We start from the raw sequence: 26,903 nt of genomic DNA, 5'->3' as shown, positions 1-26,903 counted from the left end.
GCGTTATTCACCGCCAGACCTCACCGGGGCAGACTCGCGTCCACCACCTCCATCAGGGCGGTGATGGTGTCCTCGTCGTCGCTCAGCGGCTCGACCAGGGCGGCACGGCAGGCCGCGCGCACATCGAAGCCGCCCTGCATCAGGGTGGCGGCATAGACCAGCAATCGGGTCGAGGCAGCCTCCTCCAGGTCATGGTCCTTGAGCGCACGCAGGGCGCCGGCCAGGCGCACCAGCAGACCGGCGTCCTTGCTGTCGATGCCGGTCTCGCCCTGGATCACGGCCTGCTCCGCCTCCGGCGCGGGAAAATCGAAACTGGCCGCCACGAAGCGCTGGCGGGTACTGGGCTTCATGCCTTTCAACAGGTTCTGGTAGCCGGGGTTGTAGGAGACCACCAGCATGAACTCCGGCGGCGCCTGCAGGGTCTCGCCAGTGCGTTCGATGGGCAGGATGCGGCGATCGTCGGTCAGCGGGTGCAGCACCACCGTGGTGTCCTTGCGCGCCTCGACCACCTCGTCGAGATAACAGATGGCTCCCTCGCGCACGGCGCGGGTGAGCGGCCCGTCGCTCCAGAAGGTGCCGCCATCCCCGATCAGGTGGCGCCCGACCAGGTCGGCGGCAGTCAGATCGTCATGGCAGGCCACGGTATAGACCGGCCGCCCCAGTCGCGCCGCCATGTAGTGCACGAAGCGGGTCTTGCCACAGCCGGTCGGCCCCTTGATCAGCATGGGCAGCCGGTGGCGGTAGGCATGCTCGAACAGGGCGACCTCGTTGCCCTGGGGCAGGTAGAAGGGCAGGCCGTCATCGGTGGAGATGTTGGCGGCGACTTGTGTGTCCATTGGCATTACCTCGGCTTGGTTTTATCGTGAATTTCAGCGTGCGGCCAACACGAAGGCCAGCGCGATCAGCCCGCCCGGGAGCAGCAGCCACAGGGCGATCACCCAGCGCCAGAGACCGCGCACCCGTCTCAGCCCCATGAAGAAATCGCCGACCAGGTGACCCTTGACCAGGGCCACGGCCAGGAGCCCCAGCGAGACAGCCGGGCCGTTCAACCCTTCCTGGCCGACACCCCAGGTCAGCAGGGTCAGGGCCACCAGCAGCAGCCACACCAGGGTCTCGGGGCGGATTGCGCTCATATCGCTGTCCTCACATCACATAGACCAGCGGGAACAGGATCAGCCAGACCAGATCCACCATGTGCCAGTAGGAGGCCCCGGTTTCCACGCCGGTATGCTCCCCGCGGCCGTAATGGCCCTGTGCGGCCTTCACCGCCACCGCGGCCAGGATCACCATGCCCATGACCACGTGCAGGAAGTGAAAGAAGGTCAGGGACAGATAGAAGGTGTAGAAGGTGTTGGTCGACAGCCGCACCCCTTCAGCGAACAGGTGCGCATACTCGAGCGATTTCACGCCCAGGAAGAGCCCGCCCAGCACCAGGGCACCGATCAGCCAGCGGATACAGCCGCCGGCATCGCCAATCCGGATCCGACCCACGGCCCGCACCACGAAATAGCTGCTGGTGATGAGCGCCAGGGTGTTGATCAGCGCCAGGTTCGTGTCCAGGGTCTGCTGATAGGCGACGAACAACTCCAGTTCCCCCATCCGGGCGAAGGCGTAGGCGGCGAAGAAGATCGCGAACACCGCCAGTTCGGCCAGGATGAAGATCCAGATCGCCAGATCACCCGGAGGCCAGGTCGTCCGCTCCGGCGCCTCACCGACGGCACTTCCCTGTGCCTGTTCGTCCGGAAGTACAACCCTGCCCGGTCTTCCGATCATGGCCTGTACTGCGGCATTCACCTGCGCCTCCCCACCTCAGGCCTCAGCCGGTGTCACGGCCGGCAGCGGCTTGGCGCTGGCATCGGGCTCACGCTGGCCGACAAAGAAGTGAGCGACGTACAGAATCAGCCCGATGAAGAAGACCACGCCGGCCACCTCACGCATCCAGTAGAAGAGCTCGATCTTCTCCTGTACCACCATGAAGGGCAGCGGATCGCTGCTGTAGCGCTGCAGCCAGACCTGCAGGATGCCGGCCCCGGTCAGGAACAGGGTGATGAACACCATGGACACGGTCATCAACCAGAAGGACCACATCTCCACCACCTGCGAGCGGTTGCTGTTGGCCGTCTCGCGGCCGCGCAGCAGGGGCATGGCGTAGGAGATGATGGTGAGCACGATCATCACATAGGCGCCATAGAAGGCCATGTGGCCGTGCGCCGCGGTGATCTGCGAGCCGTGGGTGTAGTAGTTCACCGGCGCCAGGGTATGCAGGAAGCCCCACACGCCCGCCCCGAGGAAGGCCATTACGCCCGTGCCCAGCGCCCACAGCATGGCCGCCTTGTTGGGATGGTTGCGGCGGCGGCGGTTGACCATGTTGAAGGCGAACACCGTCATCATGAAGAAGGGCAGCGGCTCCAGGGCCGAGAAGATCGAGCCCCACCACTGCCAGTACTCGGGCGTGCCGATCCAGAAGTAATGGTGGCCGGTGCCGATGATGCCGGTGATCAGGGCCATGGCGATGATGACATAGAGCCACTTCTCGATCACCTCGCGGTCCACGCCGGTGAGCTTGATCAGCACGAAGGCCAGGATCGCCCCCATGATCAACTCCCAAACGCCCTCGACCCACAGATGCACCACCCACCACCAGTAGAACTTGTCCTTGACCAGGTTCTCCGGATTGTAGAAGGCGAACAGGAACAGTACCGCCAGACCGACCAGCCCGATCAGCAGCACCAGGCTGACCACCGTCTTGCGGCCCTTGAGGATGGTCATGCCGATGTTGTAGAGGAAGGCCAGGGCCACCACGACGATGCCGATCTTGGTGATGGTGGGCTGCTCCAGGAACTCGCGGCCCATGGTCGGCCAGAGGTGATTGCCGGTCATCTGGGCCAGGCTGGCATAGGGCACCAGCAGGTAACCCAGCACGGTCAGGGCCCCGGCGACCAGGAACACCCAGAACATCAGGATCGCCAGCCCCGGGCTGTGCAGCTCGGTCTCGGCCTCCTCGGGGACCAGGTAATAGGACGCCCCCATGAAGCCGAACAACAGCCAGACGATCAGCAGGTTGGTGTGGACCATGCGGGCCACGTTGAAGGGGATCTCGGGAAACAGAAAGTCTCCCACCACGTACTGCAGCCCCAGGATCAGACCGAACAGGATCTGCCCGACGAACAGGCCAATGGCCGCGATGAAGTAGGGCTTGGCAACGGCTTGTGATTTGTATTGCATGGCTCGGCTCTCCTACCTGATTAACCTTGGATATTCGGGGGCCAGTTGGCGGTGTTGATTTCCGAGGTGTACTTCAGAAATTCCGCCACCGCCTCCAGTTCTTCCTCGCTGAGGTTGAACTGGGGCATGCTGCGCCGGCCCGGGATTCCGTCCGCGGGGCGGCTGGCGATGAAGGCCTTGATGGCCTCCTTGCTCTCGCCGAAGCGCTTGTACACATTGCCCAGTTCGGGGGCGTAATAGGCCCCTTCGCCCAGCAGGGTGTGGCAGCCCAGGCAGTTGTTTTCCTCCCAGACCGCTTTACCCAGCGCCACCTTCTCGGTAAGGTTCTGTCGATTATCCCGCTCAGGCAGGGCCTGACTGGTATCGAAGGTGAGCGCCAGAAACAGCAGGATGAAGAACACGCTGCCACCATAGAAGATGTTGCGCGCCATCGCCTTGGTGAAGACTTGTGACATTGAACTGGCCTCCTGGTTGGTCGATCCTGAGCAAATTAGACGGTTATTTCAGATTGAGAACATTGACATTCATCAAGCAACACTACCTTAAAGTGGCAAAGGAAATACAGGTTTGAGCGAGGAACTCAAGCAACATCTGTCCCGGCACCTGCTGTTCGCCCGCCTGACGCCGGCCCAGCTGGACCGGGCCGCCCAGCGCGCCCGCCTGCTCCGGCTGGATGAGGGCCAGCCCCTGTTCGCCCAGGGCGATCCGGCCGACCGCTTCTTTTATGTGGTTTCCGGTCAGATCAAGCTCTCCCGACTCTCCCCCGAGGGCAACGAGAAGGTCATCGACATCGTCAGCGCCGGCAACACCTTCGCCGAGGCCCTGATGTTCCTGGAAGGGCCGGCCTATCCGGTCAACGCCACCGCCCTGGGGGCATGCGAACTGGTTTCCATCGACTCGCGCGACTTCGCCGCCATGCTGCGCGACTCCATCGACACCTGCTTCCTGCTCATGGGCGATATGAGCCAGCGGCTGCGCGGCCTGATCGCCGAGATCGACAACCTCAGCCTGCAGAGCGGCACCTGTCGGGTGGCCAGCTATCTGCTGAAGATGGCCCCCGAGGACCAGGATGAATTCCGGCTGGACATCCCCAAGGGGGTGATGGCCTCGCGCCTGTCGGTCAAGCCCGAGACCTTCTCGCGCATCCTGCGCAATCTGCAGGACAGCGGCATCCTGAGCATCAAGGGCGCCCAGGTCACCATCCACGACCGGGATGCGCTGGAGGATCGGGCCGAGGGCCTGACCTGAGTCCCCGTCGGATCTCACTGCACAGCGATTCCGGGGACTGCCGGCGCCTTATCCTCATCCGCACCCACTGGCGCGAACTCGAAATGCAGCGCCTCCAGGATCCGGTTGAACTTCTCCAGCAGTTCCTTCTGGTTCCTCGCCCCGGTGTGGATGTGGGCGATGTCGTAGCTGTAACTGTCCTGCTCGATCAACTCGGACAGGCGCATGCCCGGTTTTATCTTCAGCTCGATCAGGGTGCCCGGAAAGCGTTGGCGGATCTGCTCGAGCTCATTCCCGTCCGGCACATGGGTCGCGATACCGTCCTCGAACACCCGCACATGGAATTTGGCGGCACAGCCGTAACGGCCCTCGCGGACGGGAAAATCCGGGGGCTGCCCGAGCGCCAGTTCGGCCATGATCTGTAAATTGGAGGCCCCATCCACCTTTTCGAACATGTCGCTGTGCGACTGCGACAGCCGTGGATTGATCTCCAGCAACACCAGTTTCTCCGTTTTCGGCTGGTAGAAGTATTCGACATTGTAGGTGGCATTGTCGTAGCCGATGTGCTGCATCAGTTCCCGCGTCGCCTCGACGGCACGATCCTTGACCCGCCGCGGCAGCCGCGAGGGATACTGGTAACGCAGAAAGGAGGACGACTGCGGATAGTTGATGGAATCGATGATGCCGTGATGGTGCACCTCGCCGTCATGCACATAGCCCTCGACCGTGCACTGGCGGCCGGGGACCAGCTCCTCGACGATGCAGTGATGACCCTTTACGGGCACGATCTCCTCCGGCAGCCGGGCATGCGAAAGGATGTGATCGAAGGGCTCGGCGATGCGATGGATCTCGCGGCGGATGGCCGCGATGCTGCTGCGCAGGTCCTCGCGGTTCCTGACCTTGAATGCCAGCAGCGAGTCCGTGCCCTTGACCGGCTTGATCCAGAACGGATACGGCAGCTCGATGTTATTGATCTCGTCGTCGCTGAAGGGGTCCACCTGGGTGAAACCCGGGGTGAATTCCGGAATCGCGCGGCACTGCTCCAGCCGGCTCCAGTACTTGTGCTCGCAACGCAGCACGCTCTCCAGCGTGGGCGTGGTCAGGCCGTGACGCCGGCACAGGATGGCGGTCATGGCGGTCACGGGGAAGTCCCAGTAGCCGACAATGGCATCGATGCTGCCGTCGAAGGCCGCCAGCCGCTGCTCGGCCAGCGCCAGGCAGTCCTCCACGGGGTAATAGCCGCCGCCCTTGACCTCGTCGAAGCTCAGCAGTTCGTGGATGCGATGGTCGACACCGAGATTCAGCCGGCGCACCTTTTCCATATTGAAGGGGTCGGCGCCGACGACGAAGATGTTACTGCTCATACCTCCTCCCGCGTCATTGCCTCGAATATAGCCGGGGCTGGCGGGATGTCGAGGGCGGACTGTGCGTCAGGAAATCAACACCCTGGCGAATTGCGCCGCGGCTGATTCGGATCAACCGGGCGGCGCAAAGCTCCCGCAGGTTGGGCTGAACAACGTGAAGCCCAAGCTACTGCCTGCCTTTCAGGTAGGTCGGGTTAGCGCAGCGTAACCCGACATGGATGGCTGTCTATGTCGGATTACGCACTGCGTGCCAATCCGACCTGCGGGCTGCGATCCGACCTGTCTCTTGTATCTGTTGGACAAGGCTCAACTCTCAATGACTGGTCCCGGCGGAGCGACTGATCTTGTTGTGGACGTTGTACTTGCCCGAGGGCTTGACCATGGGCAGGCGTTTGACCTCCTCGAAGGTCTCGGCGTCATATACAATCACTGCCCCGTCCATGTCCCAGATACTGAGCAGGGCATGTTCGCCGCTGCGGTCGAACTCCACATGTGCGGCCGTCTTGCCTGGCACCGGCTGCAACGTCTTCACGATCTTCAGGGTGCGCTTGTCGATGATGTGCACCTTGTCCCGGTTCGGACCGAAGAAGACATCCACCCAGGCGTAGGGCGTGTTCTCGTGACTGCGCATGAAGAAGCCGGGGCCGTCGGTCCTGATCCGCTTGATGGTCTTCCAGTTCTGCATATCGATGACGCTGACCTCGCCTTTCTTCAGATGCGGCGTGGCCAGCACGGGGCGGCCCTCGTATTCCCAGGTGATGCCCGAGCCCAGATGCGGCAGGCCGTCCAGCTCCAGCTCGGCGATCTTTCTGCCCACATCGAGATGCACCACCTGGCCGTTGCTGGCGTTGCGGGCCGCGCCGATCAGGTGGGTATAGCTCTGATCGAAGAAGAAGTCGTCGAGGTAATCGTCCAGCCTGATGCGCCGCACCGGGAAGGGGCCGCGGTCGACCGCGCCCTCCTCCATGCGGTAGTCGTGCATCAGGCCCTTGTACACCGGCAGCGGATTGTCGGCATAGCGGATCTCCCAGACCTCGGGGATATCCTTGAGCGCGGCGATGAAGCTCTGCCGCGGCGGGGCGTCGTAGACCGCACTCACCCGCGAGCCGTTGCCGTGATCGTCGGCCACCTCGAAGACCCTGAGCAGACGCAGGTCACGGGCATCCAGCAGCACCAGGGTATTCGGCAGGTAATTGGCCACCATCACATAGCGGCCGTCCCCGGACACGGCCAGGTTGCGGGTATTGATGCCGGCCCGCACCTCGGCCACGTACTGCAGGCTGTACATGTCGAACTTGGCGATCCAGCCATTGCGCGAGGCGAAATACACGAAGCGCCCGTCCGGTGAATACTTGGGCCCGCCGTGCAGGGCGTAGCGGGTGGGCACGCGCTTCAATACCTCGAAGCTGTCGCCATCGAGGATACTGGCATGATGATCACCCAGCTCCACCACCACGAACATGTTGAGCGGGTCGGCCTCGTGCACAGGCCCGGCCGGCAGCGCATCCCGTTGCACCCGCAGCCGGTGCGTGGCCTCGATGTCCGGCTCAGCCCACGCCGGTGTAGTCGCCGGCGGCGTGAAGATGTGGTCGACCAGGACCTGGATATCGGTCGTCGACAGCTTGTCGCCGTAAGCCGGCATCTGCGTCGCCGGCCGCCCCTGCGCTATCACGCCCACCGCCTGCCCGGGCTCGAGCCGGCGCATCACATCCGGCAGCAGCGCCGGCCCCATGCCGCCGAGGCGGTTGTCGCCATGGCATTCGGCGCAGTGCTGCTGGTAGAGCTGCCGTGCGGCGGGTTCCGCTGCGAGGACGGCCGGCGGCAGCAGTGCCAGCAGCCACAACAAGCAGAGGCGGAGAGTGGCCACGGATGAACGCGGATGAACATGGATGAAATTCATTTCTGCAATCCACCAAGACCGGCATTGCCGTCAATGCTGTGCTTATCCCGGCTCGCTGTCACGGCTACACAGCGTCATCCCCGCGCAGGCGGGGATCCAGTAGCCGCGGCGGTATATGGATTCCCGCCTGCGCGGGAATGACGGTACTCTTCACAGCAAAATTCAATCCTTGATCCGTGTTCATCCGTGGATTCAATACCACAACGCTCAAACCGGCTCGACCGGGATGTACACCTTCCCCTTCCTGTATTCCTTTGCGACCTCTGCGTCCCTGCGTCTCTGCGTTGCACGTTTATAAGGCGTCACCGCCAGCCGCTCGCCGCCGGCCACGCCGATCTCGTCATCGTCCAGGTAGCAGGCCGGGTCCTCGGCCCAGGGATTGCCGGTGAGCTGCCAGGCGCGCACCCGGGTGTTGCCGCCGCAGATGCCGCGGTAACGGCACGCGGCGCAACGACCCTCCAGCGGTCGCTCCTTCTGTTTCAGGCCCGCCATCAGGGGATCGGAGGTATCCTGCCAGATGGCCGAAAAGGGCCTGTCCTTGACGTTGCCCAGCGGATAATCCCACCAGAAGGTATCAGGGTGGACCTCGCCCAGGTTGTCGATGTTGGCGATCCAGCGGCCCGAGGCGTTGCCGCCCCAGTCACGCAGACGTCGTTCCATATCGGCGGCCTGCTCGGGGAAGCGGCGCTGCACCCAGCGCAGCAGCCAGGCGCCATCGGCATCGTTGTTACCGGTGACGAACTCGCGCGGCGTGCCGGCCTCGATGTAGTCCCAGCAGGTATCGAACAGATAGTCCATGGCCTCGCGGGTCATGCGATGATGGGCGTCGTCCTTGCGGTTGCGGTTGCCGCGCCCGCCGTAGTTGAGGTGCGAGAGATAGAACTTCTCCACTCCTTCGGTTTCCATCAGCCGCACCACCTCGGGCAGCTGATGGGCATTGTCGCGGGTGAGCGTCATGCGCATGCCGACCTTGATGCCGGCCTCGCGGCACAGGCGGATACCGCGCAGCGCCTCGGCGAAGGCGCCCTGCTTGCGCCGGAAATAATCGTGGGTCTCGCCGATCCCGTCCAGGCTGATGCCGACATAGTCATAGCCGACCTCACGGATCGGCCCGATCATGTTCTCGTCGATCAGGGTGCCGTTGGTGGACAGGCCCACATAGAAGCCCATGGCCTTGGCGCGCCTGGAGATATCGAAGATGTCCGGCCGCAGCAGCGGCTCGCCGCCGGACAGGATCAGCACCGGCACGCCGTAGGCCCGCAGGTCATCCATCACGCTGTAGACCTGCTGCGTATCCAACTCGCCGGGGAAGTCGGTGTCCGCGGAGATGGAGTAGCAGTGCTTGCACGCCAGGTTGCAGCGCCGGATCAGGTTCCAGATCACCACCGGGCCGGACGGATCGCCGGTCGGGCGGAAGGGCCTGGGGTCTTTCAGGGCCTGCAGATAGCGTGTGATCCGGAACATTTCGTTCACCTATTGAGCTGAATGTCATTAACGCAGAGGCGCGGAGGCGCAGAGATGGCAATAATGAAATTCATTCCTCTGCGTCTCCGCGCCTCTGCGTTTTTGTCGCCGCACTCCGATAACCTGTCTTCTTCAGCACCTCGGTGCTGAACAGGACGTCGTAGTGCTGCACCCGTTCGCCCAGCATATCGGCAATCCGTGCGACCTGGTCGTACACGGCGTCGTGGTTGCGGCCGTGAACCATGGCGAACAGGTTGTAGGGCCAGTCCGGCAGGGCGCGGGGACGGATGTAGCAGTGGCTGACAAAGTCCAGGGCGCCGATCTCGCGTCCGGCCTCGCGGACCAGGCCGTCGGGGATATCCCACACCGACATGCCGTTGCCGCGGAAGCCCAGGCGGTAGTGGTTGGGTACGGCGGCGATGCGGCGCACCACCCCGCTCGCCTGCATACGTCGGAAGGCCTCCATCACCTCGCCGGCCGTCACGTCGAGCCGGTCGGCCAGCTGATGATAGGGATGCGGCACCAGCGGCAGACCTTGCTGAGTCAGCTCGATCAGACGCCGTTCGAGTGCTGCGTCGTCCGGCGAAACCGTGGCGGCCAATGCCTCAGACATCGAATTTCAACCTCAGGTAGAACTCTTCCTGTTTGGGAAAGTTGTAGACCTCGAGGCCGGTCGCCGCCTTGATGCGGCTCAAGACGCGGGCGATATCGGCAGCATCCGCCACCGCGATCACGAACCACATGTTGAAGGCATGGTCGCGCCGGTAGTTGTGCGCGACTTCGGGGAAGGCATTGACGATAGCGGCGACCTCGTCGAAACGCGCCTCTGGCACCCGCAGGGCGGCCAGCGTAAAAGCACCCCCCATGCGCTCGACGTTGTACATGGGCCCGATACGGCTCAGGTAACCGGCGGCCTTCAGCGCCTGGAGCCGCTGGAGCAGCGTCGTCTCATCGGTGCCGAGTTCAGCGGCCAGTTCGGCATAGGGGGCTTCGCACACCGGGATACCGTCCTGCAGCCGGTTGATGATGGCCCGGTCCAGCGCACTCAGTTCCTGCATGGCGGCAGTCATGCCGTGGCCTCCTCATGCACACGGGCGGGTTCCACCGACTCGCCCGCCGTGCAGTAGCGCGCCCCGCACTGTTTGAAGCGGCGGCGGCTGAACAGGATTTCGTGCGGGATATCATCCAGTCCGCATTCACCGATCACCTGGGCCAGCTTGCCGCACACGGCCGCGCGCGACTGGCCGTGAATCATGGTGAACAGATTGTAGGGCCAGTGCGGCAGGCGCCGCGGCCGGCGGTAACACAGGGTGATGAAGGGGTAGCGGGCCAGGCAGTTGCCCAGTTCGGCAATCTCCGCCTCCGGCACATCCCACACCACCATGGCATTGGCGCGGTAGCCCAGTTCACGGTGGCGCACGATCACGCCGAAGCGCTTGATGGCGCCGGACAGGCGCAGTTTGTCCATTCGCTGCATGACCTCGTCCTCGGCCATGCCGATGCGGCGCCCGAGTTCGGCATAGGGGCGCGGGACCAGCGGCAGGCCTTTCTGGATCAGGGCCACCAGGGCCCGGTCGCGGTCGTCCAGTTGGAGCGGATGCATCTTCATTGCCGCCTCCCCTGTGGAGCGAAGTTCAGGTCGAAGCCCAGGTCGATGAAGTAATCCTCCAGCATGGGCAGGTCCAGCACCGGGCAGCCACTCCAGGCCTCGATCTGGTCGAGCACGGCATCCAGTTCGTCGCGGTCCGCGGCCGTGACCACGAACCAGAGGTTGAACTCATGCTCGCGCTCGTAGTTGTGATTGACCTGCGGCAGCCCATTCACCCAGGCGGCCACCCGCTCGAGGGCATGCGGCGGGACGGCCAGGGCGGCCAGGGTGCTCACGCCGATACTGTTGGGCCGGAACACCGGGCCGACCCGACTGACTGCGCCGCCAGCCTGCAGTCCGGCCAGCGTCTCCAGCACGGTCTGCTCGTCCACGCCCAGGCGCGCGGCCATATCGGCATAGGGCGTGGGCGACAGCGGCAGATCCTGCTGAAAATCGTTCAGCAGGCGCTGCTCCAACTCAGTGTACTGTCCGCTCGATTCGCTCATATCCCACCTCACAGACCGACCCTGTGTGCGCGGTCGGTAAAGAAGATGCCGCTGGGTTTGGCCGCCTCCAGCCGGGTGCGTTCCTCCAGGCTGGCCGTGTCATAGATCACCAGGGCGTCGGCGTCGCGTACCGACACCCAGACCTCGCTGCCGCGCGGGGTGAACTCCATGTGCAGCACACCGGGGCCGGGCTGCAGCGTCGCCATGAGGGTGCGCTCGCGGGTGTCGATGACCTGGATGCGGTCATTGTCGGGGTAGGCGAAATTGACCCAGACCTGTCGCCCGTCGGGGCGGGCCATGACGAACACCGGCTGCCCATGCACCGGGATGGTGTCGACCTGCTCCCAGGTATTCATGTCGACGACCAGCACCGCGTGGCGTCCGACGGCGGGCACGAAGGCCAGGTCGCCGGCCACCGCCCAGCCTTCCAGGTGCGGCATTTTGTACACCGGCAGCTTCTCGTCACCCCTGCCGTAGTCGGGCAGGATGCGGCGCACGCCTGCCTCCAGGTCCCACAGGTCCAGCAGCGCCATGCCGTCCTCGCCGAACAGGCCGGCAAGGTACCAGCGTCCGTCGGGGGTGAGCAGGGCGTCATAGGGCAGGCGGCCGATGCCGGTGAATTTATGGATGACGGGGTTGCCGGGATCGGCGAATTCCACCACCCAGGTCTGGCCGGCCTCGTACAGGCTGAACACGAACCGCTGGCCGGGGGCGTCAACCAGGCCGATGACCTTGGAGCGTTGGCCATTGCCGTACTCGGCCGGGATGTCGGCCACCAGTTCCAGGGTACGGGCGTCGAAGATGCGCACCCCGCCGGGTTCGTAGTTGGACACCGCCACCCAGCGCCCGTCCTGGGAAATGGCCCCGCCGATGGCGTTGCCGGCCTGGACCGTGCGGCCTGCGATCTCGTTCCTGAGGATATCGACCCGGGTCAGACCGCCGTCGCGACCGAAGACGTAGGCGTAGCGGGCATCGCGCGAGAACACCGCCGACGCGTGCGACAGATCGCCCAGCCCGGTGATGCGCGCGAGCTTCTCACGCGCGGTGGTATCCACCACCAGCACCGAACCGGTGGCGCGCTCGATTACCAGGCCCAGATCGCCGGTGCCGCGCAGCTGGGGGGTCGCACAGCCGCTCATGACGAGAATCAGGCCCAGCAGAACGAACCACAGGGTCCCGTCATACCGGCGCAGGCCGGTATCCAGGGTTGTGGACCCGTTTGGCGTTCTGGATTCCGGCCTGCGCCGGAATGACGGAATTCGGAAACCGGCTTCGGTCTGTTTACCTGTATGCGGCATGTGCATTCGGTCATCTCGCATGATTTATTTTTTGTGTGCTTTGCATCCTTCGTGGTGAAGGCTCTTGAATCAGAATCCGGACCGCAGCCCCTCCACCAGCCAGCGCACTTCGTCTTCGGTGAGGATGCCGCGCCAGGGCGGCATGGGGGTGCCGGGGCGGCCGTCGAGGATGGTGTTCACGTAGAGCTCCTGCGGCAGCCGCTGCATGGCCTGTTGCGTGAGCGCCGGCCCCAGACCGCCCTTCAGGGTAAGGCCGTGGCAGGAACCGCAGTCCTGTTCCAGCAGGTGGCGCAGTTCGGCCTGGCGCGCGGCACCGGGCTCTGCCTGCACCGCACCCGCCGCGACCAGCAGTACGAGCAGCCACGGGCATTTAGGCACTCGCATAATGGCTCATCCTGTCGGGCACCGCTGCGGCGAGTTGGGCGCCGAACCAGTCGAGGCTTTCCGCCAGCGCCACCACCGCACCGATGACGATCAGCGCCGGCGAGGCCAGGCCGGCCTGGCGGACGTCCGCAGGCAGGTGCGCGAGATCCGACAGCACCCGGCGCTGGCGCACGGTCGTGCCGTGCTGGATCACGGCCGCGGGTGTCGCAGCGGGCATCCCCGCCTCCACCAGGTGGCCGCAGATGGCGTCCAGCCGGCCCAGCCCCATGTAGAACACCAGGGTGGTCTGCGCTTCGGCCAGCTTGTCCCAGTCCCAGTCCAGCGCCTCGTCGTCGCGGAAATGCCCGGTGACGAAACGCACGCCGCGTGCCAGGCCGCGGTGCGTGAGCGGGATGCCGGCGTAGGCGGCGACGGCGGTGGCCGCGGTCACGCCCGGCACCACCTCGAAGCCGATACCGTGCGCGAGCAGATGCAGCGCCTCCTCACTGCCGCGGCCGAACACATAGGGATCACCGCCCTTGAGCCGTACCACGCAGCGGCCGGGAGCGGCCAGCTCGACCAGGATGCGGTTGATCTCCTCCTGCGGCAGGGTGTGCCTGCCCGGCGCCTTGCCCACGCACACGCGGGTCGCGGCTTCGGGCACCAGCCTTAGAATCTCTCTTGAAACCAATCGGTCATAGACCAGTACGTCGGCCGCCTGCAGCAGCCGCAGCGCCTTGACCGTGAGCAGATCCGGGTCGCCGGGACCCGCACCCACCAGATAAACCTTTGCCTCGCCTTTCATTGTTGTCCTCCACAGCGGGAGTGAGGGACGGGCGGCGCTGCCGCCCGTCCGACGGCCTCAGTACACGTCATGCATGGTGTTGTAGACATTGAACTTGCCAGTCGGCGTGACCAGCCGCTCATCCTTGATGACATGCTTGAGCTTGCGGGTCTTGTCATCGACGACCACAAGGGCCGAGGTCTGATCCTTGCCGTTCCAGACCGAGAACCACACCTCGTCGCCGGCATAGTTGAACTCCGGCTGTACCACCCGCTTCGGCCCTTCGCCCAGCTCGGCCCAGTCGGCGATCGGCAACACCTTGTAACCCGCATCCAGATTATTGATGTCGTAGACCGCCACCGACTGGCTGATCTTCTCGTCCGGGTTCAGCGCCGTGTCCACATACAGGTTGCTGGACTTGGGATGGGTCTTGATGAACAGCGAGCCGCCGCCCTGACCCTTGATGGAGTCGACCATCTTCCAGGCGTTGTCCGGATGCCCCTCCGGATCGGTACCGATCAGGGCGATGGATTCATCACCCAGGTGGCTGGTCGCCCATACCGGGCCGAACTTCGGATGCTTGAAGTTGGCGCCGCGCCCGGGGTGCGGAATACTGCCAACATCGACCAGGGCCTCCAGTTCACGCTCCTTGGAATCCACCACCGCGATCTGATCCGACTTGTTGGCCGCCGACATGAAGTAACGCATACTGGAATCCCAGCCGCCGTCATGCAGGAAGCGGGCGGCGTCGATGCTGGTGATCTTCATGGCATCCAGATCTTCATAGTTGGCCAGCAGGATCTTGCCGGTTTCCTTGACGTTCACGATGAACTCGGGATGTTGATGCGAGGCCACGATGGCAGCCACGCGCGGTTCCGGATGGTATTCCTGCGTATCCACCGTCACGCCGCGGGTGGAGACGATCTTCTTCGGCTCCAGGGTGTCCCCATCCATGATGACGAACTGCGGCGGCCAGTAGGTTCCGGCCACGGCATACTTGTCCTCCCAGCCCTTGTACTTGGAGGTCTCGACCGAGCGCGCCTCCATGCCGACCTTGATTTCGGCCACGGTGGCGGGCGTCTCCATCCACAGGTCGATCAGATTGATCTTGGCGTCACGCCCTATAACATAAATATAGCGACCTGAAGCGGACAGGCGCGAGATATGCACGGCATAGCCGGTATCGACCACGGCCGCAATCTCCTTGCTGTCGCCGTCGATCAGCGCCACCTGTCCGGCGTCGCGCAGGGTGACCGAGAACAGATTCTTCAGATTGATGTCGTTCATCTGTTTCGTCGGGCGCTTCTCCGGCGGCACCAGGACCTTCCAGGTCGCCTTCATGTCAGCCAGGCTGTACTCGGGCGGCACCGGCGGATCGTGCTGCAGAAAGCGCGCCATCAGATCGACCTCCTCGGGGCTGAGATCGCCCGAGGTGCCCCAGTTGGGCATGCCTGCGGGGGAGCCGTAGTCGATGAAGGCCTTCAGGTAGGCCGTGCCGCGCTCCTGGGTGATATCCGGTGTGAGCGGTTTGCCGGTCGCGCCCTTGCGCAGCACGCCATGGCAGCCAGCGCAACGCTGGAAATATATCTTCTTGGCATGGGCATATTCCGTTTCCGTCATATCGGGGGCGCCCGGGGTCACCACCCGCCTGGACTCTTCGCCCGCATGCGGCGCGCCCTGATAGCGCAGTTCGCCCGGGGATGTATCCGGGTGTTCAGTCTCCTGGGCTGCAGCCGCCAGCGGAGTCCCCGCCAGAACCAGACTGATGGCGGCGGACAACAGCCCGATCCGATGTTTGTTTACCTGTTTCATAACACTACCTCTCTCTCCTAGCCGACTGATGAAAAAACTCGCCTCCGTGCGAAACATTTCTAGGTTTATAGAGGGGTTTCCGCCTTGATCAATGTCAACCCCCCCGACAGCGAAACCAAACCTTGAGCCAGATCAATAAAATCGGACCGGATCACCCGGATCCGGCAGATTTGAATGTTTAAATACGGTTATGAAGGGCAGGCCGGCGAACACCGGCACGAAGGAAGCGGAGAAGCAGGCTCAACTCAGCATGTGCACACCGACCAGGATCAGTACCAGGGCGAACAGCCGGCGCAGCCGGCGGGCGGGCAGGCGGTGCGCCAGGACCGCGCCCAGACGCGCCCCGGGGATACTCAGCAGCACCAGCCCCAGCACCGCCGGCCAGTAGACATAGCCCAGGCTCGCCGGGGGCAGCCCGGCGGCGTCGCGGCCGATCAGCACGAAGCCGAGCGTACCGGCCAGGGCGATGGGCACGCCGCAGGCCGCCGCCGTCCCCACTGCCGTGGTCATGGCCGCCCCCAGCCACAGCAGCAGGGGGACGGTGAGGGTCCCGCCGCCGATCCCGAGCAGTACCGACAGGGCACCGATACCGCCCCCCGCCGGCAACAGCAGCAGCGGCCGCGGCGCCGTCACCGCTGTCCCGGGCTGCAGTTCCAGTGCCAGTTTGGTTGCCACCAGGATGAGAAAGCCGCCGAACAGGGCGCGCAGGGTCTCCCCCTCCAGCCGCCCGGCGAGAACGCTGCCGAGTGCGGCGCCGAGCAGGATGCCAAGCGTCAGCCAGCCGGCCAGGCGCATATCCACCGCCCCGCGGCGCAGATGGGCTTGGGCCGAGGCGGTACCGGTGAAGACGATGGCGGCCAGCGAGGTACCCACGGCCAGGTGCATGAGGTGGGCGGGCGCAAAGCCCTGCAGGTCAAAGATCCACAGCAGCGCCGGCACCATGACCAGTCCGCCGCCCAGGCCGAACAGGCCGGCCAGCAGACCGGCCAGGGCGCCGGTCAGCGGGTAGATCAGCCAGAACAGCGGGCTCAAGGGAGGCGGTCAGCGGACCCAGACGGTCTTGGCGTTGACGAACTCGCGGATGCCCAGCAAGGACAGTTCGCGACCATAGCCGGAGCGTTTCACCCCACCGAAGGGCAGCCTCGGGTCGCTCTTGACCAGGCTGTTGACGAAGGCGCAGCCGCACTCGAGCCGGCGCGCCACCTGCTCACCGCGCGCGGCGTCCCGGGTCCAGACGCTGCCGCCCAGGCCGAAGTCGGAAGCATTGGCGATGCGCACCGCATCGGCCTCGTCCGCGGCCCGGATAACGATGGCCACCGGGCCGAACAGTTCCTCGCTGTAGGCCCGCATGCCGGGCTCTACCCGATCCAGGATGGAGGCCTGGTACCAGGCGCCGTCACCGGGCTGAGGCATGCAGCCGGTCACCGCCACCGCCCCTTTGGCCAGGGTATCGACCACCTGCTGATGCAGATCGTCGCGCAGGTCGAAGCGGGCCATGGGCGCCAGCCGGGTGGCCTCGTCCATGGGATCACCGCACTGCAACTCCTCGACCTTGGCCCGGAACCGCTCCACAAATTCATCGGCAATGGCGGTTACCGGAATGAAGCGCTTGGCGGCGATGCAACTCTGGCCGGCATTGAGAAAGCGGGAGGCGACGGCCTGATCCACCGCCAGCTCCAGATCGGCATCCTCCAGGATCACGAAGGCATCGGAGCCACCCAGTTCCAGCACACTCTTCTTCAGGTGCTGGCCGGCGGCCGCCGCCACCGCCTTGCCGGCCGGCTCGCTGCCGGTCAGGGTCACGGCGTGCACGCGCGGGTCCCCGATCACGCGCGCGACCATGGAGGAGGGAATCATCAGGCTGGTGAACACCCCGGCCGGTACGCCCGCCTCCAGAAAGACCTCCTCCAGCAACTGGGCGCAGTGCGGCACGTTGGAGGCATGCTTGAGCAGACCGGTGTTGCCCACCGCCAGCGCCGGGGCGGCGAAGCGCATCACCTGCCACAGGGGGAAATTCCAGGGCATGACCGCCAGCACCGTGCCCAGCGGCTGGTACGCCACCAGACTGCGGCTGGCATCGGTCTCGATGGACTCGTCGGCGAGGAAGGCGGGGGCGTTGTCGGCGTAGTAGTCGCAGACCCAGGCGCACTTGTCCACCTCGCCGCGCGCCTCCTTGATCAGTTTGCCCATCTCCCCGGTAACGGTGCGCGCAAGTTCCTCCCTGCGCGCGCGCAGCACCTCGCCGACCCGGGTCAGCAGCCGGCAGCGCTCCGCCAGCGGCAGCGCCCGCCAGTCCGGTGCGGCGGCGGCGGCCTGTTCCAGGGCGGCGTCGAGTTGCTTCTCGGTCCAGGAATCCACGACCCTGAGCACTGTGCCATTCGCCGGATTGACGACCTTGAAGCTCATATTGCACCTCGCGCGGCTGGGAAACAGGCCCGGCACGCAGGCGGTACTGCAGACCGGGGCTGTGCCGTGTCAGGCACAGCACAGCCCCCGCAGATTAAGCCCATCCAACAGTCATGGCAAACCGCCGGAACCCTCATGACCGGAAGTGATCCAATCGGCTATCATCAGGTTTGCACAACATTGGGACGGCCCCGGATGCAGCAGCGCCACAGGATGCAGGATGATGAATAAGCGACTGCAGCTGGCAGCGGCAATCCTGTTGTCCCTCCCGTGGCCGGGCGCCGCAATTGCCCTGTCCGACCCCTTCACCGACGAACGCGCACGCTTCCAGGAAGCATTGCACGCACTCGAGCGCGGCAACCTGCAGCGCTTCGACGCCCTGGTCGCCTCGCTGCAGGACTATCCGCTGCAGCCCTATCTGCAGGATCGGCGGCTGCGGCGTGATCTCGCCCGCGCCAGCGACGCCGATATCGCCGCCTACCTGGAACGGTACGCCGACACCCCGCTGGCCGATCGTCTGTATGACGACTGGCTGGAACACCTGGGGCGCACCCGTCAGTGGTCGCGGTTCGAACGCTTCTACCGCGGCGACGGCGATGCGGAGCTGCGCTGCTACCACCTGCGCGCCACCCGCACAGCCGGGGAACGCACGGCCTGGCTGGACGCAGCGATGACACTGTGGCGGGTCGGACACTCCCAGCCCGATGCCTGTGATCCGGTCTTCGACGTGCTCTACGATTCGCACCGCATCGACAGCGATGCCCTGTGGGAGCGCATCGCCCTGGCCATGGGCGAGGGCCGGCTCAGCCTCGCCGCCTATCTCGGGAAAAAGCTGCCCGCCGCCGAACGCGAGCTGGTCGAATTCTGGCGCCATGCCCACCGCCGCCCGGCGGCCGCCCTGAACGATGCCAGGCTGCAGGCAGACGACGACCGCGTCCGGCGCATCCGCCTGCACGCCATCCAACGCCTGGCCCGCAGCCAGCCCGATAGCGCCTACGCGGCGTTGCAGGCCCGGCGCGACCAGCTGTCCGGAGACGACTATCACGCCACCCTGAAATACGTTGCCCGCTATGCCGGCATCCGCCGCAGCGACAACGCCTACGCCATCCTCAAGGCTGTCCCCGGCGACTGGCGCGACGCCGAGATCGAGGAACTGCAGGCGCGCATCGCCCTGCTGACGCGCGACTGGGCGGCGTTGCTGGAGACCATCGAGGGCTTCCGGCACCAGGATTCACGCTTCAGCGAATGGCCCTACTGGCAGGCCCGGGCGCTGGATGCGCTGGGCCGCAGCGAACCGGCCCGACAGCAGCTGCTGGCATTGTCCGGCGAGCGGTTCTTTCATGGCTTTCTCGCCGCCGACCGGCTGAACCGCCCCTACCGGCTCAACCACCGGCCGATCGAATATGACGAGTCAGACCTGCTGGCGCTGCTGCAGCGCCGCCCCGGCCTGTGGCGGGCCGGGGAGCTCCACCGTCTGGGGCGGACCTGGGCCTCGCGGCGCGAGTGGTACCATGCCAGCCTGAAGCTGTCGCCGCCGGAACTGGAACTGGCCGCGGCCCTGGCCCACGAATGGGACTGGCACGACCGCGCCATCTGGACCGCCGCCCGGGCCGGGCGCTGGGACGATGTGCAGATCCGCTTCCCGCTGGCCTACCGCGATCAGATCGAACAGGTAGCCGGGCAGTTCGACCTCGATCCGGCCCTGATCTTTGCGGTCATCCGCCAGGAAAGCGCCTTTATGGCCGACGCCCGCTCCTCGGCCGGCGCGCTGGGACTGATGCAGCTGATGCCGGCCACCGGCCGGCAGACCGCGCTGCATCTGCGCCTGCCCAGGCCTTCGCGCGCCACGCTGCTCACAACCAGCGCCAACCTGCGCCTGGGCAGCGCCTACCTCAAGCGCATGCTGGAGCGCTACCACGGTCACCCGGCGCTGGCCGCCGCGGCTTACAACGCCGGCCCGCACCGGGTCGATCGCTGGCTGCCGGATGACGGCGAGTTCGAGCCCGACCACTGGATCGACACCATCCCGTTCCGTGAAACCCGCGGTTATGTCCGCGGCGTGCTGGCCTTCACCGCCGTCTACGACATGCGCCTGAACGGCGAGGCGGTGCCACTGGCACGGCGCCTGGCGCGGGTGGTGAATGTCGACGGAAGTTCGGGCGGCTGACGGGTCCCCTGTAAAGAGGCAACCAGTTCAACGCAGAGGCCATTTTCTTCAGGAACCCTGTGCTTATTCGTCATTGCGAGCCAAGCGTGGCAATCTCGGAAACGATGCTGCCCGATGGACGATTGCTGCGGCGCGCATGCGCCCCGGCAGGACGGATACAACCGAGTGATCCGAAACCATGCACAGTCGTAACCGCCTGATCGCCGCCCTGCCGCGGCTGCTCGTCTTCGCCCTGGCCTGGTGGCTTATCACTGAAGGTGCCGCTGCGAGCTGGAGCATCGGCGTCCCGGCGGTCGTGCTCGCCACCCTGATCAGTGCCCGGCTGCTGCCTCCGCAGCGGCTGACGCCCTCCGGACTCCTGCGCTTCCTCGGCTTCTTTCTCCACCACTCCCTGCTCGGCGCAGTGGACGTGGCCCGGCGCGCCTTCCAGCCGTCGTGTCCGCTCGACCCGGCGGTGATCGACTATCCGCTGCAACTGCAACCCGGCCCGGCGCGGGTGTTCATGCTCAATACCGTCTCCCTGCTGCCCGGCACCCTGAGTGCGGACCTGGAAGCCGACTGCCTGCGGGTGCATGTGCTCGATGCCGACCAGGACAACCCAGCCCAGCTGGCACAGCTGGAAGCACGGGTCGCGGCCCTGTTCGGCCTGACCCTGCCATAACACCAATCAAACTGAAGCGAATGCCGGATCTGTATCACGCCCTGACCCTGTTCCTGCTGCTCAACCTCGGCGCCGGCCTGTGGCGGGTGGTGCGCGGTCCCACCGCGGCCGACCGCATGCTGGCCGCACAGCTGTTCGGCACCACCGCCGTGGCCATCCTGCTGGTACTGGCCCAGGCCGGAGGCGTCGCGGCGCTGCGCGACGTCGCCCTGGTCTTTGCCCTGCTGGCGGCGGTGGCGGCAGTGGCCTTCGTGCGCCGGGCCTGGCCGCAGCCGGAGGACGACCATGACCGGCCCTGATTACCTCGCCGTCCTGCTGCTGCTGGCCGGGGCCCTGTTCTTCCTGGCCGGCACCCTGGGGCTGCTGCGGTTTCCGGACGTCTATACCCGGCTGCACGCCCTGACCAAGGCCGACAATGTCGGCCTGGGCCTGATCGTGCTGGGGCTTTCCCTGCAGTCCGGCAGCTGGCTGGTCGCGGGCAAGCTGATCCTGATCTGGCTGCTGGTGCTGCTGGCCGGGGCCAGCGTCTCCCACCTCATCGCCCGCGGGGCGCGCCAGCGCGGGATCCCGGAGTGGCGCCGATGAGCCTGCTGCAGACCGGCATCGACGCCCTGCTCGCCCTGGGCCTGGTGTGGCTGGCCTGGCGCGCCCTGGCCTGTCCCGACCTGTTCCGCGGCATCGTGCTGTTCATCGCCTTCGGCCTGCTGATGGCGCTGGCCTGGGTACGGCTGGAGGCGCCCGACGTGGCCCTGGCCGAGGCGGCCATCGGGGCCGGCCTGACCGGCGCCCTGCTGCTGGCGGCCCTGGCGCGGCTGCACCGCATCGCCCCGGCCGGAACCCGGGCCGATACCCGCGAGGCCTGGCGCAACGGACCGGCGCTGCTGCTGGTACTGGCCGGGGCCGGTCTGGGGCTGGCCGTTCTCAGTCTGCTCCCGGAGCCGGCCGGGCTGCAGGCGCAGGTGGCCGCCGAACTCGGACGCAGCGGGGTGAGCAACCCGGTCACGGCGGTACTGCTCAATTTCCGCGGCTACGACACCCTGCTGGAGGTCCTGGTGCTGCTGCTGGCCCTGCTGGCGGCCTGGTCACTGGAGGCTGAGCCGCCCCGGCGCGAGGCCCCGCCCGGGCCGGTGCTGGACCTGCTGCTGCGGCTGCTGCTGCCCGTGCTGGTACTGGCCGCCGCCTATCTGCTGTGGGCGGGCGCCCACGCCCCCGGCGGCGCCTTCCAGGCCGGCGCGGTGCTGGGCGCGGCGGGCGTGCTCGCACTGCTGGCCGGCTGGCGGCTGCAGCCGCGCCTGACCGGTCTGCCCCTGCGCCTGGCCATCGCAATCGGCCCCGGCGGCTTCCTGCTGGTGGCCTGGGCACTGCTGCTGGCCGGCCGGCCGCTGCTGGAATATCCACCGGCACTGGCCGGCGCGCTGATCCTGCTGATCGAGACCCTGGCCACCCTGTCCATCGCCGCCACCCTGGCGGTGCTGTTCCAGGGCTCACGGCCCGGCGCGGAGCCGCCGGCATGAGCGGCGCCGGACTCTATGCCCTGGCCGGTGTGGCCCTGGTCATGCTGGGGCTGTACGGGCTGGCCGTGCAGGCACACCTGCTGCGCAAGCTGCTGGCGGTGAACATCCTCGGCAGCGGGGTGTTTCTGGTACTGGTCGGGCTGGGCGGACCGGCGCAGGCGGGCCCGGACCCGGTCCCCCATGCCATGGTCATCACCGGCATTGTGGTGGCGGTCTCGGCCACCGCGCTGGGCCTGGTGCTGATGCTCAAGCTGACCACGACCGGCGGCCGGCCCACCCTGGAGGACGACACGCCGGGGGAGGACCCCGAGGCATGAGCCCGGTTCTGCCCGAACTGCCCTGGGCGGCCCTGCTGATCCTGCTGCCCCTGAGCGGCGCGACGGCGGCGGCCCTGTGGCCGCCTGCCGCCCGGGCAATCGGTCTGCTGACCACCGCCGCCGGCCTGCTGCTCGTGGCCGGGCTGGGCGCCATGGTCGCTGATGCGGACACCCTGCGCCATCCCGTCGGCGGCTGGGGTGCGCCGCTCGGCATCGAACTGCGCGCCGATGCCATGAGCCTGGTGTTCCTGGCCGCCACCGCCCTGGTCGGCCTCGGCGTCGCCGTTTACGCCGACAGCTATTTCGAGCGGGCACAGGCACGCGGGTTCTGGCCCCTGTGGCTGTTCCTGCTGGGGGCGTTGAACGCCCTGTTCCTGTCGGCCGATCTGTTCAACCTCTACGTCACCCTGGAACTGATGGGTCTGGCGGCGGTGGCGCTGACCGCACTGAGCGGCGGCCGCGCCGCCCTGAGCGGGGCGATGCGCTATCTGCTGGCCACCCTGCTCGGCTCGCTGGTCTATCTGCTGGGCGTGGCGCTGCTCTACCACGCCACTGGCACGCTCGACTTCACCCTGCTGGCCGAGCGCCTGGAGCACGGCCCGGCCAGCCGCACCGCCCTGGGTCTGATGGGGGCGGGACTGGCACTCAAGACCGCCCTGTTGCCGTTTCACTTCTGGCTGCCGCCGGCCCACAGCAGCGCCCCGGCCCCGGTCAGCGCCCTGCTCTCGGCGCTGGTGGTCAAGGCCTCCTTCTACATCCTGGCGCGGCTGTGGCTGGAACTGTTCGCACCCCTGTCCGGCCTGGAGGGGGCCGGCACGGGCGAGGTACTGGGGTGGCTCGGCATGGCGGCCGTCCTGTGGGGTTCCTGGCAGGCCCTGCGCCAGTCGCGGATCAAGCTGCTGGTGGCCTACTCCACCGTGGCCCAGATCGGCTACCTGTTCCTGGCCTTTCCCCTGCTCACTGCCGCCGGGCTGCCCGACCCGGCGGCCTGGCGCGCGGTCCTGTGGCTGGTACTGGCGCACGCCCTGGCCAAGGCCGCCATGTTCCTGGCCGCCGGCAATCTGCTGCGCTTCGGCGGGCATGACCGCATCCCCGATCTGGACTGCGTGGCCCAGCGGCTGCCGCTGACCGTGGCCGCCTTCGCCCTGGCCGGGGTCAGCATCGCCGGGCTGCCGCCCACCGGCGGCTTCATCGGCAAGTGGCTGCTGCTGGAAGCGGCGCTGCTCCAGGGCCGCTGGGACCTGGTGGCGGTGATGCTGCTCGGCGGCCTGCTGGCAGCCGGCTATGTGTTCAAGGTGGTCGGGCACTTCTTCACCCCGGCTGCCACCGGGCACGCGGCCCGGCCCGTGCCCCCGGCGATGGAATGGACCGCCCTGAGCCTGGCGATACTGGCCCTGCTGCTGGGACTGGCACCGGCCTGGCTGCTGCCGTGGCTGGATCTCGCCGCCGCCCCCGGGCCGGCGGAGGCAGTGCCGTGAGCCCGGGCAGCTGGATCCTGCTGGCGGTGCTGGCCAGCTCGCTGCTGCCGGGCCTGGTGATCTTTGCCATCGCCGAGCGGCGGGTCGCACTGCGCACCAGCCTCAACCTGCTGGGCGCGGTCTCCAAGCTGCTGCTGGTCGGCTGGATGCTGTGGGGCGTGGCCCATGGCCACGCCTTTGAGCTGCGGCTGGCCCTGCTGCCGGGACTGGATTTCGTGCTGCGGGCCGGGCCGCTGGCACTGCTGTTCGTCACCCTGTCCTCGGCCCTGTGGCTGCTGACCACCCTGTATGCCATCGGCTACCTGGAAGGCTCGCCGCACCGCAGCCGCTTCTTCGGCTTCTTCAGCCTGTGCGTGACCGCCAGCGTCGGCGTGGCCCTGGCCGGCAACCTGCTCACCTTCCTGCTGTTCTACGAATTGCTGACCCTGTCGACCTATCCGCTGGTGGTCCACCGCGGCACCGAGGCGGCGCGCCGCGCCGGCCAGCGCTACCTGGCCTACACCCTGACCGGCGGCGCCCTGCTGCTGATCGGCACGCTCTGGCTGTACAGCCTGGCCGGCACGCTGGAGTTCACCGCCACCGGTTTCGTCCACGGCCTGGTCGACAGCCACCGCGGCGCACTGACCCTGATCTTCTGGCTGCTGATTGCCGGTGTCGGGGTCAAGGCCGCGCTGGTGCCGCTGCACGGCTGGCTGCCGCAGGCCATGGTCGCGCCGGCGCCGGTCAGCGCCCTGCTGCATGCTGTGGCCGTGGTCAAGGCCGGCGCCTTCGGCATCGTGCGCATTGTCTACGAGGTCTACGGGGTGGAACTGGCCGCGGACCTGGGTCTGGCCCTGCCACTGGCGGTGCTGGCCAGCATCACCATCCTCTACGGCTCGCTGCGGGCGCTGTACCAGGACGACCTCAAGCGCCGCCTGGCCTTCTCCACCGTCAGCCAGGTGTCCTACATCGCACTGGGCGTGGCCATTGCCGGACCCATCGCCACCATCGGCGGGCTGGTGCACCTGGTGCACCAGGGCCTGATGAAGATCACCCTGTTCTTCTGCGCCGGCAACCTGGCCGAGACGGTACACATCCATCGCATCAGCGAGATGGATGGCGTGGGCCGGCGCATGCCCTGGACCATGGGGGCCTTCACCCTGGCCGCCTTCGGCATGATCGGGCTGCCGCCGATGGCCGGCTTCGTCAGCAAGTGGTACCTGGGGCTGGGCGCGATGCAGGCCGGCCAGGACTGGGTGGTACTGGTGCTGGCCGGCAGCAGCCTGCTCAATGCAGCCTATTTCCTGCCCATCCTGCATCGGGCCTGGTTCCGCGCCCCGGCCGGGAACGGCTTCGCTCCGGCCGCCGGCGGCCGCGAAACCGGCTGGCTGCTGTTGTGGCCGCCGGTCATCACGGCGGCCATGTCGCTGGGCGCCGGCATGCTGGCCTTCATCCCCTTCAGCCCGCTGGAGTGGGTCCAGTTCATCGCCCGCCAGGAGTTCATCGGCTATGACTGAACTGCTGCAGGATATCGGACTCTGGCTGATCCTGGCCTGGCCCCTGCTGGTGGCCCTGCCGGGCGTGTCCCGGCATCTGCCCCAGCCCTGGCTGCTGGCGCTGGCGCTGGCGCCGGCCGCGCTGATACTGATCACGCCCGGGGCAGCGGCACTGGACATGCCCTGGATCGTGTTCGGCAGCGGCCTGGAACTGGATGCCGGCCGGCGCTGGCTGCTGGGCATGAGCCTGCTGCTGTGGCTGGCGGCGGGCCGGCTGACGGCCCGGCTCGATCCGCTGCAACGGCCCGCCACCTACACCCTGCTGTTGATCACCTTCAGCGGCCAGACGGGGATGATACTGGCCAGCGAACCGGTGGGCTTTCTGTGCTTTTCCACCCTGCTCGGCTACGGCTTCTTCGGCCTGCTGGTCCAGGGTGGCGGGGCCGGCGCGCTGCGCGCGGCCCGCCTGTACATCGTGGCGCTGATCCTGGCCGACCTGCTGCTGTTCGAGGCCCTGCTGCTGGCGGCCTACCTGCAGGAGACACAGCGCTTCGCGGGGTTCGACTATCGTCTCGAGGGTGACCCGGCCACGCTGTACAGCGGCCTGGTGCTGCTCGCCTTCCTGCTCAAGGCGGGGATCTGGCCGCTGCACATCTGGGTCACGGCTGCCCTGCGCACGGCCGCGCCGCCGGCACGGCTGCTGCTGATGGGCGGACCGGTGGTCATGGCCCTGCTGGGGCTGTGGCGCTGGCTGCCGGCCGGCCAGGGGCTGGAAATCGCGGGGCAGGTCTGCCGCGGTCTGGGCGCGGCGGCCCTGGTCTACGCCCTGGTCCAGGCCCTGCGGCAACCGCAGCCGGTGCGCCGGCCCGGCTGGCTGGTGCTGGCCCTGGGCGGCGCTCTGCTGCTGGGCTTCGGCCAGTTCCTGATAACGGCGCCCGGCCGGGCGGGCGCCGCCGGGCTGGCCCCGGTGCTGCTGGCCCTGGCCGGCCTGCTGCCGGCCCTGCTGCTGTGGCGCCAACCGGTCACGCCGGCGGAAACGCTTGATGAGGAACCGCCCTGGACCTGGCTGGCACGCCTGCAGCCGCGGCTCGGGCATCTGCACCGGCGGCTGCTGGACGGCCTGGCGCAGCTGCGCCCGTCCCGGCCGCTGCCGGGCATCACGCTCACCCCGCTGCCGGGGCCCGGGACCCGGGTCGCCCGCTGGCCCTGGGTGATCATGGCGCTGGCACTGCTGGGACTGGTGCTTGGCCTGCTGGCCTGAAACGACAGCTGCAACGATGGCCGGATCTCACCCTGTTGGATTGCGCCTCGCTTCACCCATCCTGCTGTGCCGGCTTGACCGGCTCCGGCAGTC

Annotated in this window: 28 protein-coding genes; 10 read left to right on the top strand and 18 right to left on the bottom strand. The window is 66.8% G+C overall.

What is annotated here, in order from left to right:
* Window positions 1-20 precede the first annotated feature (20 nt).
* Genes CFK21_RS02310 through CFK21_RS02290 form a run of 5 tightly spaced genes read right to left on the bottom strand, consistent with a single transcriptional unit; the run spans window position 21 to window position 3,680 of the window.
* On the bottom strand, window positions 21-836 hold the full coding sequence (locus tag CFK21_RS02310) for a CbbQ/NirQ/NorQ/GpvN family protein (protein ID WP_096364352.1): 816 nt from the start codon (window positions 834-836) through the stop codon (window positions 21-23).
* 33 nt (window positions 837-869) lie between these two features.
* Window positions 870-1,133, bottom strand: a complete 264-nt coding sequence (locus tag CFK21_RS02305; protein ID WP_096364350.1) for a cytochrome C oxidase subunit IV family protein — start codon at window positions 1,131-1,133, stop codon at window positions 870-872.
* 10 nt (window positions 1,134-1,143) lie between these two features.
* Window positions 1,144-1,773, bottom strand: coding sequence for a cytochrome c oxidase subunit 3 family protein (locus CFK21_RS02300; protein WP_096367447.1), 630 nt, complete (start codon window positions 1,771-1,773; stop codon window positions 1,144-1,146).
* Between the two features lie 36 nt (window positions 1,774-1,809).
* On the bottom strand, window positions 1,810-3,225 hold the full coding sequence (locus CFK21_RS02295) for a cbb3-type cytochrome c oxidase subunit I (RefSeq protein ID WP_096364347.1): 1,416 nt from the start codon (window positions 3,223-3,225) through the stop codon (window positions 1,810-1,812).
* Window positions 3,226-3,245: 20 nt separating this feature from the next.
* Window positions 3,246-3,680, bottom strand: a complete 435-nt coding sequence (locus tag CFK21_RS02290) for a c-type cytochrome (RefSeq protein WP_096364345.1) — start codon at window positions 3,678-3,680, stop codon at window positions 3,246-3,248.
* 112 nt (window positions 3,681-3,792) lie between these two features.
* Here CFK21_RS02290 and CFK21_RS02285 point away from each other — a divergent pair, with 112 nt between their 5' ends.
* Window positions 3,793-4,473: a Crp/Fnr family transcriptional regulator gene (locus CFK21_RS02285; protein WP_096364343.1), complete on the top strand. Its 681-nt coding sequence runs from the start codon at window positions 3,793-3,795 to the stop codon at window positions 4,471-4,473.
* 14 nt (window positions 4,474-4,487) lie between these two features.
* Here the strand turns inward: CFK21_RS02285 and CFK21_RS02280 are convergent, their stop codons facing one another.
* From CFK21_RS02280 to CFK21_RS02220, 13 genes are all read right to left on the bottom strand, one after another.
* Window positions 4,488-5,816 (bottom strand): ATP-grasp domain-containing protein, encoded by a 1,329-nt coding sequence (locus tag CFK21_RS02280; RefSeq protein WP_096364341.1) that lies wholly within the window; start codon window positions 5,814-5,816, stop codon window positions 4,488-4,490.
* Window positions 5,817-6,129: 313 nt separating this feature from the next.
* Window positions 6,130-7,716 (bottom strand): cytochrome D1 domain-containing protein, encoded by a 1,587-nt coding sequence (locus CFK21_RS02275; protein ID WP_096364339.1) that lies wholly within the window; start codon window positions 7,714-7,716, stop codon window positions 6,130-6,132.
* A 207-nt stretch (window positions 7,717-7,923) separates the two neighbouring features.
* On the bottom strand, window positions 7,924-9,180 hold the full coding sequence (nirJ, locus tag CFK21_RS02270) for a heme d1 biosynthesis radical SAM protein NirJ (protein WP_096364337.1): 1,257 nt from the start codon (window positions 9,178-9,180) through the stop codon (window positions 7,924-7,926).
* Between the two features lie 70 nt (window positions 9,181-9,250).
* The gene (gene ahbB, locus CFK21_RS02265) at window positions 9,251-9,793 is read right to left on the bottom strand and encodes a siroheme decarboxylase subunit beta (protein WP_096364335.1); all 543 of its coding nucleotides are present in this window, start codon (window positions 9,791-9,793) and stop codon (window positions 9,251-9,253) included.
* Window positions 9,786-10,250, bottom strand: a complete 465-nt coding sequence (locus tag CFK21_RS02260) for an Lrp/AsnC family transcriptional regulator (protein WP_197702979.1) — start codon at window positions 10,248-10,250, stop codon at window positions 9,786-9,788. Before CFK21_RS02260 ends, ahbB (CFK21_RS02265) begins: the two co-directional genes overlap by 8 nt.
* Complete coding sequence (ahbB, locus tag CFK21_RS02255; RefSeq protein WP_197702978.1) at window positions 10,247-10,789, bottom strand: siroheme decarboxylase subunit beta; 543 nt, start codon at window positions 10,787-10,789, stop codon at window positions 10,247-10,249. Before ahbB (CFK21_RS02255) ends, CFK21_RS02260 begins: the two co-directional genes overlap by 4 nt.
* Window positions 10,786-11,274 (bottom strand): Lrp/AsnC family transcriptional regulator, encoded by a 489-nt coding sequence (locus tag CFK21_RS02250; RefSeq protein ID WP_096364333.1) that lies wholly within the window; start codon window positions 11,272-11,274, stop codon window positions 10,786-10,788. The genes ahbB (CFK21_RS02255) and CFK21_RS02250 overlap by 4 nt, the downstream gene beginning before the upstream one ends.
* A gap of 8 nt (window positions 11,275-11,282) precedes the next feature.
* Entirely contained in the window at window positions 11,283-12,413 is a 1,131-nt protein-coding gene (locus CFK21_RS02245; protein WP_096364331.1) for a cytochrome D1 domain-containing protein, read from the bottom strand.
* Between the two features lie 228 nt (window positions 12,414-12,641).
* Window positions 12,642-12,956 carry a c-type cytochrome gene (locus CFK21_RS02240; protein ID WP_096364327.1) on the bottom strand — a complete coding sequence of 105 codons (315 nt, stop codon included), beginning with the start codon at window positions 12,954-12,956 and terminating at the stop codon, window positions 12,642-12,644.
* Window positions 12,943-13,740, bottom strand: a complete 798-nt coding sequence (gene cobA / locus CFK21_RS02235; RefSeq protein ID WP_096364325.1) for a uroporphyrinogen-III C-methyltransferase — start codon at window positions 13,738-13,740, stop codon at window positions 12,943-12,945. Before cobA ends, CFK21_RS02240 begins: the two co-directional genes overlap by 14 nt.
* Before the next feature lie 57 nt (window positions 13,741-13,797).
* Entirely contained in the window at window positions 13,798-15,531 is a 1,734-nt protein-coding gene (locus CFK21_RS02230) for a nitrite reductase (RefSeq protein WP_096364323.1), read from the bottom strand.
* Between the two features lie 240 nt (window positions 15,532-15,771).
* Entirely contained in the window at window positions 15,772-16,563 is a 792-nt protein-coding gene (locus CFK21_RS02225) for a sulfite exporter TauE/SafE family protein (protein WP_197702977.1), read from the bottom strand.
* Between the two features lie 9 nt (window positions 16,564-16,572).
* Window positions 16,573-17,937 (bottom strand): NAD-dependent succinate-semialdehyde dehydrogenase, encoded by a 1,365-nt coding sequence (locus CFK21_RS02220; protein WP_096364321.1) that lies wholly within the window; start codon window positions 17,935-17,937, stop codon window positions 16,573-16,575.
* A gap of 220 nt (window positions 17,938-18,157) precedes the next feature.
* Here CFK21_RS02220 and CFK21_RS02215 point away from each other — a divergent pair, with 220 nt between their 5' ends.
* The 9 genes from CFK21_RS02215 (at window position 18,158) to CFK21_RS02175 (ending at window position 26,810) form a co-directional block, all read left to right on the top strand.
* Entirely contained in the window at window positions 18,158-20,104 is a 1,947-nt protein-coding gene (locus tag CFK21_RS02215; protein ID WP_096364319.1) for a transglycosylase SLT domain-containing protein, read from the top strand.
* A gap of 178 nt (window positions 20,105-20,282) precedes the next feature.
* Window positions 20,283-20,765: a Na+/H+ antiporter subunit E gene (locus CFK21_RS02210; RefSeq protein WP_096364317.1), complete on the top strand. Its 483-nt coding sequence runs from the start codon at window positions 20,283-20,285 to the stop codon at window positions 20,763-20,765.
* A 20-nt stretch (window positions 20,766-20,785) separates the two neighbouring features.
* Window positions 20,786-21,064, top strand: coding sequence for a monovalent cation/H+ antiporter complex subunit F (locus tag CFK21_RS02205; RefSeq protein ID WP_096364315.1), 279 nt, complete (start codon window positions 20,786-20,788; stop codon window positions 21,062-21,064).
* Window positions 21,051-21,350, top strand: a complete 300-nt coding sequence (gene mnhG / locus CFK21_RS02200) for a monovalent cation/H(+) antiporter subunit G (RefSeq protein ID WP_096364313.1) — start codon at window positions 21,051-21,053, stop codon at window positions 21,348-21,350. The genes CFK21_RS02205 and mnhG overlap by 14 nt, the downstream gene beginning before the upstream one ends.
* Window positions 21,347-22,279, top strand: coding sequence for a Na(+)/H(+) antiporter subunit B (locus tag CFK21_RS02195; protein WP_096364311.1), 933 nt, complete (start codon window positions 21,347-21,349; stop codon window positions 22,277-22,279). The genes mnhG and CFK21_RS02195 overlap by 4 nt, the downstream gene beginning before the upstream one ends.
* Window positions 22,276-22,596, top strand: a complete 321-nt coding sequence (locus tag CFK21_RS02190; protein WP_096364309.1) for a cation:proton antiporter subunit C — start codon at window positions 22,276-22,278, stop codon at window positions 22,594-22,596. The genes CFK21_RS02195 and CFK21_RS02190 overlap by 4 nt, the downstream gene beginning before the upstream one ends.
* Window positions 22,593-24,074, top strand: a complete 1,482-nt coding sequence (locus tag CFK21_RS02185; protein WP_096364307.1) for a complex I subunit 5 family protein — start codon at window positions 22,593-22,595, stop codon at window positions 24,072-24,074. Before CFK21_RS02190 ends, CFK21_RS02185 begins: the two co-directional genes overlap by 4 nt.
* The gene (locus tag CFK21_RS02180; RefSeq protein ID WP_096364306.1) at window positions 24,071-25,570 is read left to right on the top strand and encodes a complex I subunit 5 family protein; all 1,500 of its coding nucleotides are present in this window, start codon (window positions 24,071-24,073) and stop codon (window positions 25,568-25,570) included. Before CFK21_RS02185 ends, CFK21_RS02180 begins: the two co-directional genes overlap by 4 nt.
* A complete protein-coding gene (locus CFK21_RS02175) occupies window positions 25,563-26,810 on the top strand; it encodes a proton-conducting transporter transmembrane domain-containing protein (protein ID WP_096364304.1) in 1,248 nt (415 codons plus the stop codon). Before CFK21_RS02180 ends, CFK21_RS02175 begins: the two co-directional genes overlap by 8 nt.
* Window positions 26,811-26,903: the final 93 nt, after the last annotated feature.

This window comes from Thiohalobacter thiocyanaticus (genome assembly GCF_002356355.1).
Taxonomy (GTDB): domain Bacteria; phylum Pseudomonadota; class Gammaproteobacteria; order Thiohalobacterales; family Thiohalobacteraceae; genus Thiohalobacter; species Thiohalobacter thiocyanaticus_A.
This window is presented reverse-complemented; position numbering and strand designations above follow the sequence as displayed.

Coding starts and splice junctions, on each gene's coding strand:
- CFK21_RS02290 (WP_096364345.1), bottom strand. CDS start 3,680: ATGTCACAAGTCTTCACCAAGGCGATGGCGCGCAACATCTTCTATGGT.
- CFK21_RS02295 (WP_096364347.1), bottom strand. CDS start 3,225: ATGCAATACAAATCACAAGCCGTTGCCAAGCCCTACTTCATCGCGGCC.
- CFK21_RS02240 (WP_096364327.1), bottom strand. CDS start 12,956: ATGCGAGTGCCTAAATGCCCGTGGCTGCTCGTACTGCTGGTCGCGGCG.
- CFK21_RS02195 (WP_096364311.1), top strand. CDS start 21,347: ATGAGCCTGCTGCAGACCGGCATCGACGCCCTGCTCGCCCTGGGCCTG.
- CFK21_RS02215 (WP_096364319.1), top strand. CDS start 18,158: ATGATGAATAAGCGACTGCAGCTGGCAGCGGCAATCCTGTTGTCCCTC.
- cobA (WP_096364325.1), bottom strand. CDS start 13,740: ATGAAAGGCGAGGCAAAGGTTTATCTGGTGGGTGCGGGTCCCGGCGAC.
- nirJ (WP_096364337.1), bottom strand. CDS start 9,180: ATGTTCCGGATCACACGCTATCTGCAGGCCCTGAAAGACCCCAGGCCC.
- ahbB (WP_096364335.1), bottom strand. CDS start 9,793: ATGTCTGAGGCATTGGCCGCCACGGTTTCGCCGGACGACGCAGCACTC.
- CFK21_RS02245 (WP_096364331.1), bottom strand. CDS start 12,413: ATGAGCGGCTGTGCGACCCCCCAGCTGCGCGGCACCGGCGATCTGGGC.
- CFK21_RS02175 (WP_096364304.1), top strand. CDS start 25,563: ATGACTGAACTGCTGCAGGATATCGGACTCTGGCTGATCCTGGCCTGG.
- CFK21_RS02210 (WP_096364317.1), top strand. CDS start 20,283: ATGCACAGTCGTAACCGCCTGATCGCCGCCCTGCCGCGGCTGCTCGTC.
- CFK21_RS02185 (WP_096364307.1), top strand. CDS start 22,593: ATGAGCCCGGTTCTGCCCGAACTGCCCTGGGCGGCCCTGCTGATCCTG.
- CFK21_RS02310 (WP_096364352.1), bottom strand. CDS start 836: ATGGACACACAAGTCGCCGCCAACATCTCCACCGATGACGGCCTGCCC.
- CFK21_RS02305 (WP_096364350.1), bottom strand. CDS start 1,133: ATGAGCGCAATCCGCCCCGAGACCCTGGTGTGGCTGCTGCTGGTGGCC.
- CFK21_RS02250 (WP_096364333.1), bottom strand. CDS start 11,274: ATGAGCGAATCGAGCGGACAGTACACTGAGTTGGAGCAGCGCCTGCTG.
- CFK21_RS02260 (WP_197702979.1), bottom strand. CDS start 10,250: ATGACTGCCGCCATGCAGGAACTGAGTGCGCTGGACCGGGCCATCATC.
- mnhG (WP_096364313.1), top strand. CDS start 21,051: ATGACCGGCCCTGATTACCTCGCCGTCCTGCTGCTGCTGGCCGGGGCC.
- ahbB (WP_197702978.1), bottom strand. CDS start 10,789: ATGAAGATGCATCCGCTCCAACTGGACGACCGCGACCGGGCCCTGGTG.
- CFK21_RS02300 (WP_096367447.1), bottom strand. CDS start 1,773: ATGATCGGAAGACCGGGCAGGGTTGTACTTCCGGACGAACAGGCACAG.
- CFK21_RS02275 (WP_096364339.1), bottom strand. CDS start 7,716: ATGAATTTCATCCATGTTCATCCGCGTTCATCCGTGGCCACTCTCCGC.
- CFK21_RS02230 (WP_096364323.1), bottom strand. CDS start 15,531: ATGAAACAGGTAAACAAACATCGGATCGGGCTGTTGTCCGCCGCCATC.
- CFK21_RS02220 (WP_096364321.1), bottom strand. CDS start 17,937: ATGAGCTTCAAGGTCGTCAATCCGGCGAATGGCACAGTGCTCAGGGTC.
- CFK21_RS02190 (WP_096364309.1), top strand. CDS start 22,276: ATGAGCGGCGCCGGACTCTATGCCCTGGCCGGTGTGGCCCTGGTCATG.
- CFK21_RS02280 (WP_096364341.1), bottom strand. CDS start 5,816: ATGAGCAGTAACATCTTCGTCGTCGGCGCCGACCCCTTCAATATGGAA.
- CFK21_RS02205 (WP_096364315.1), top strand. CDS start 20,786: ATGCCGGATCTGTATCACGCCCTGACCCTGTTCCTGCTGCTCAACCTC.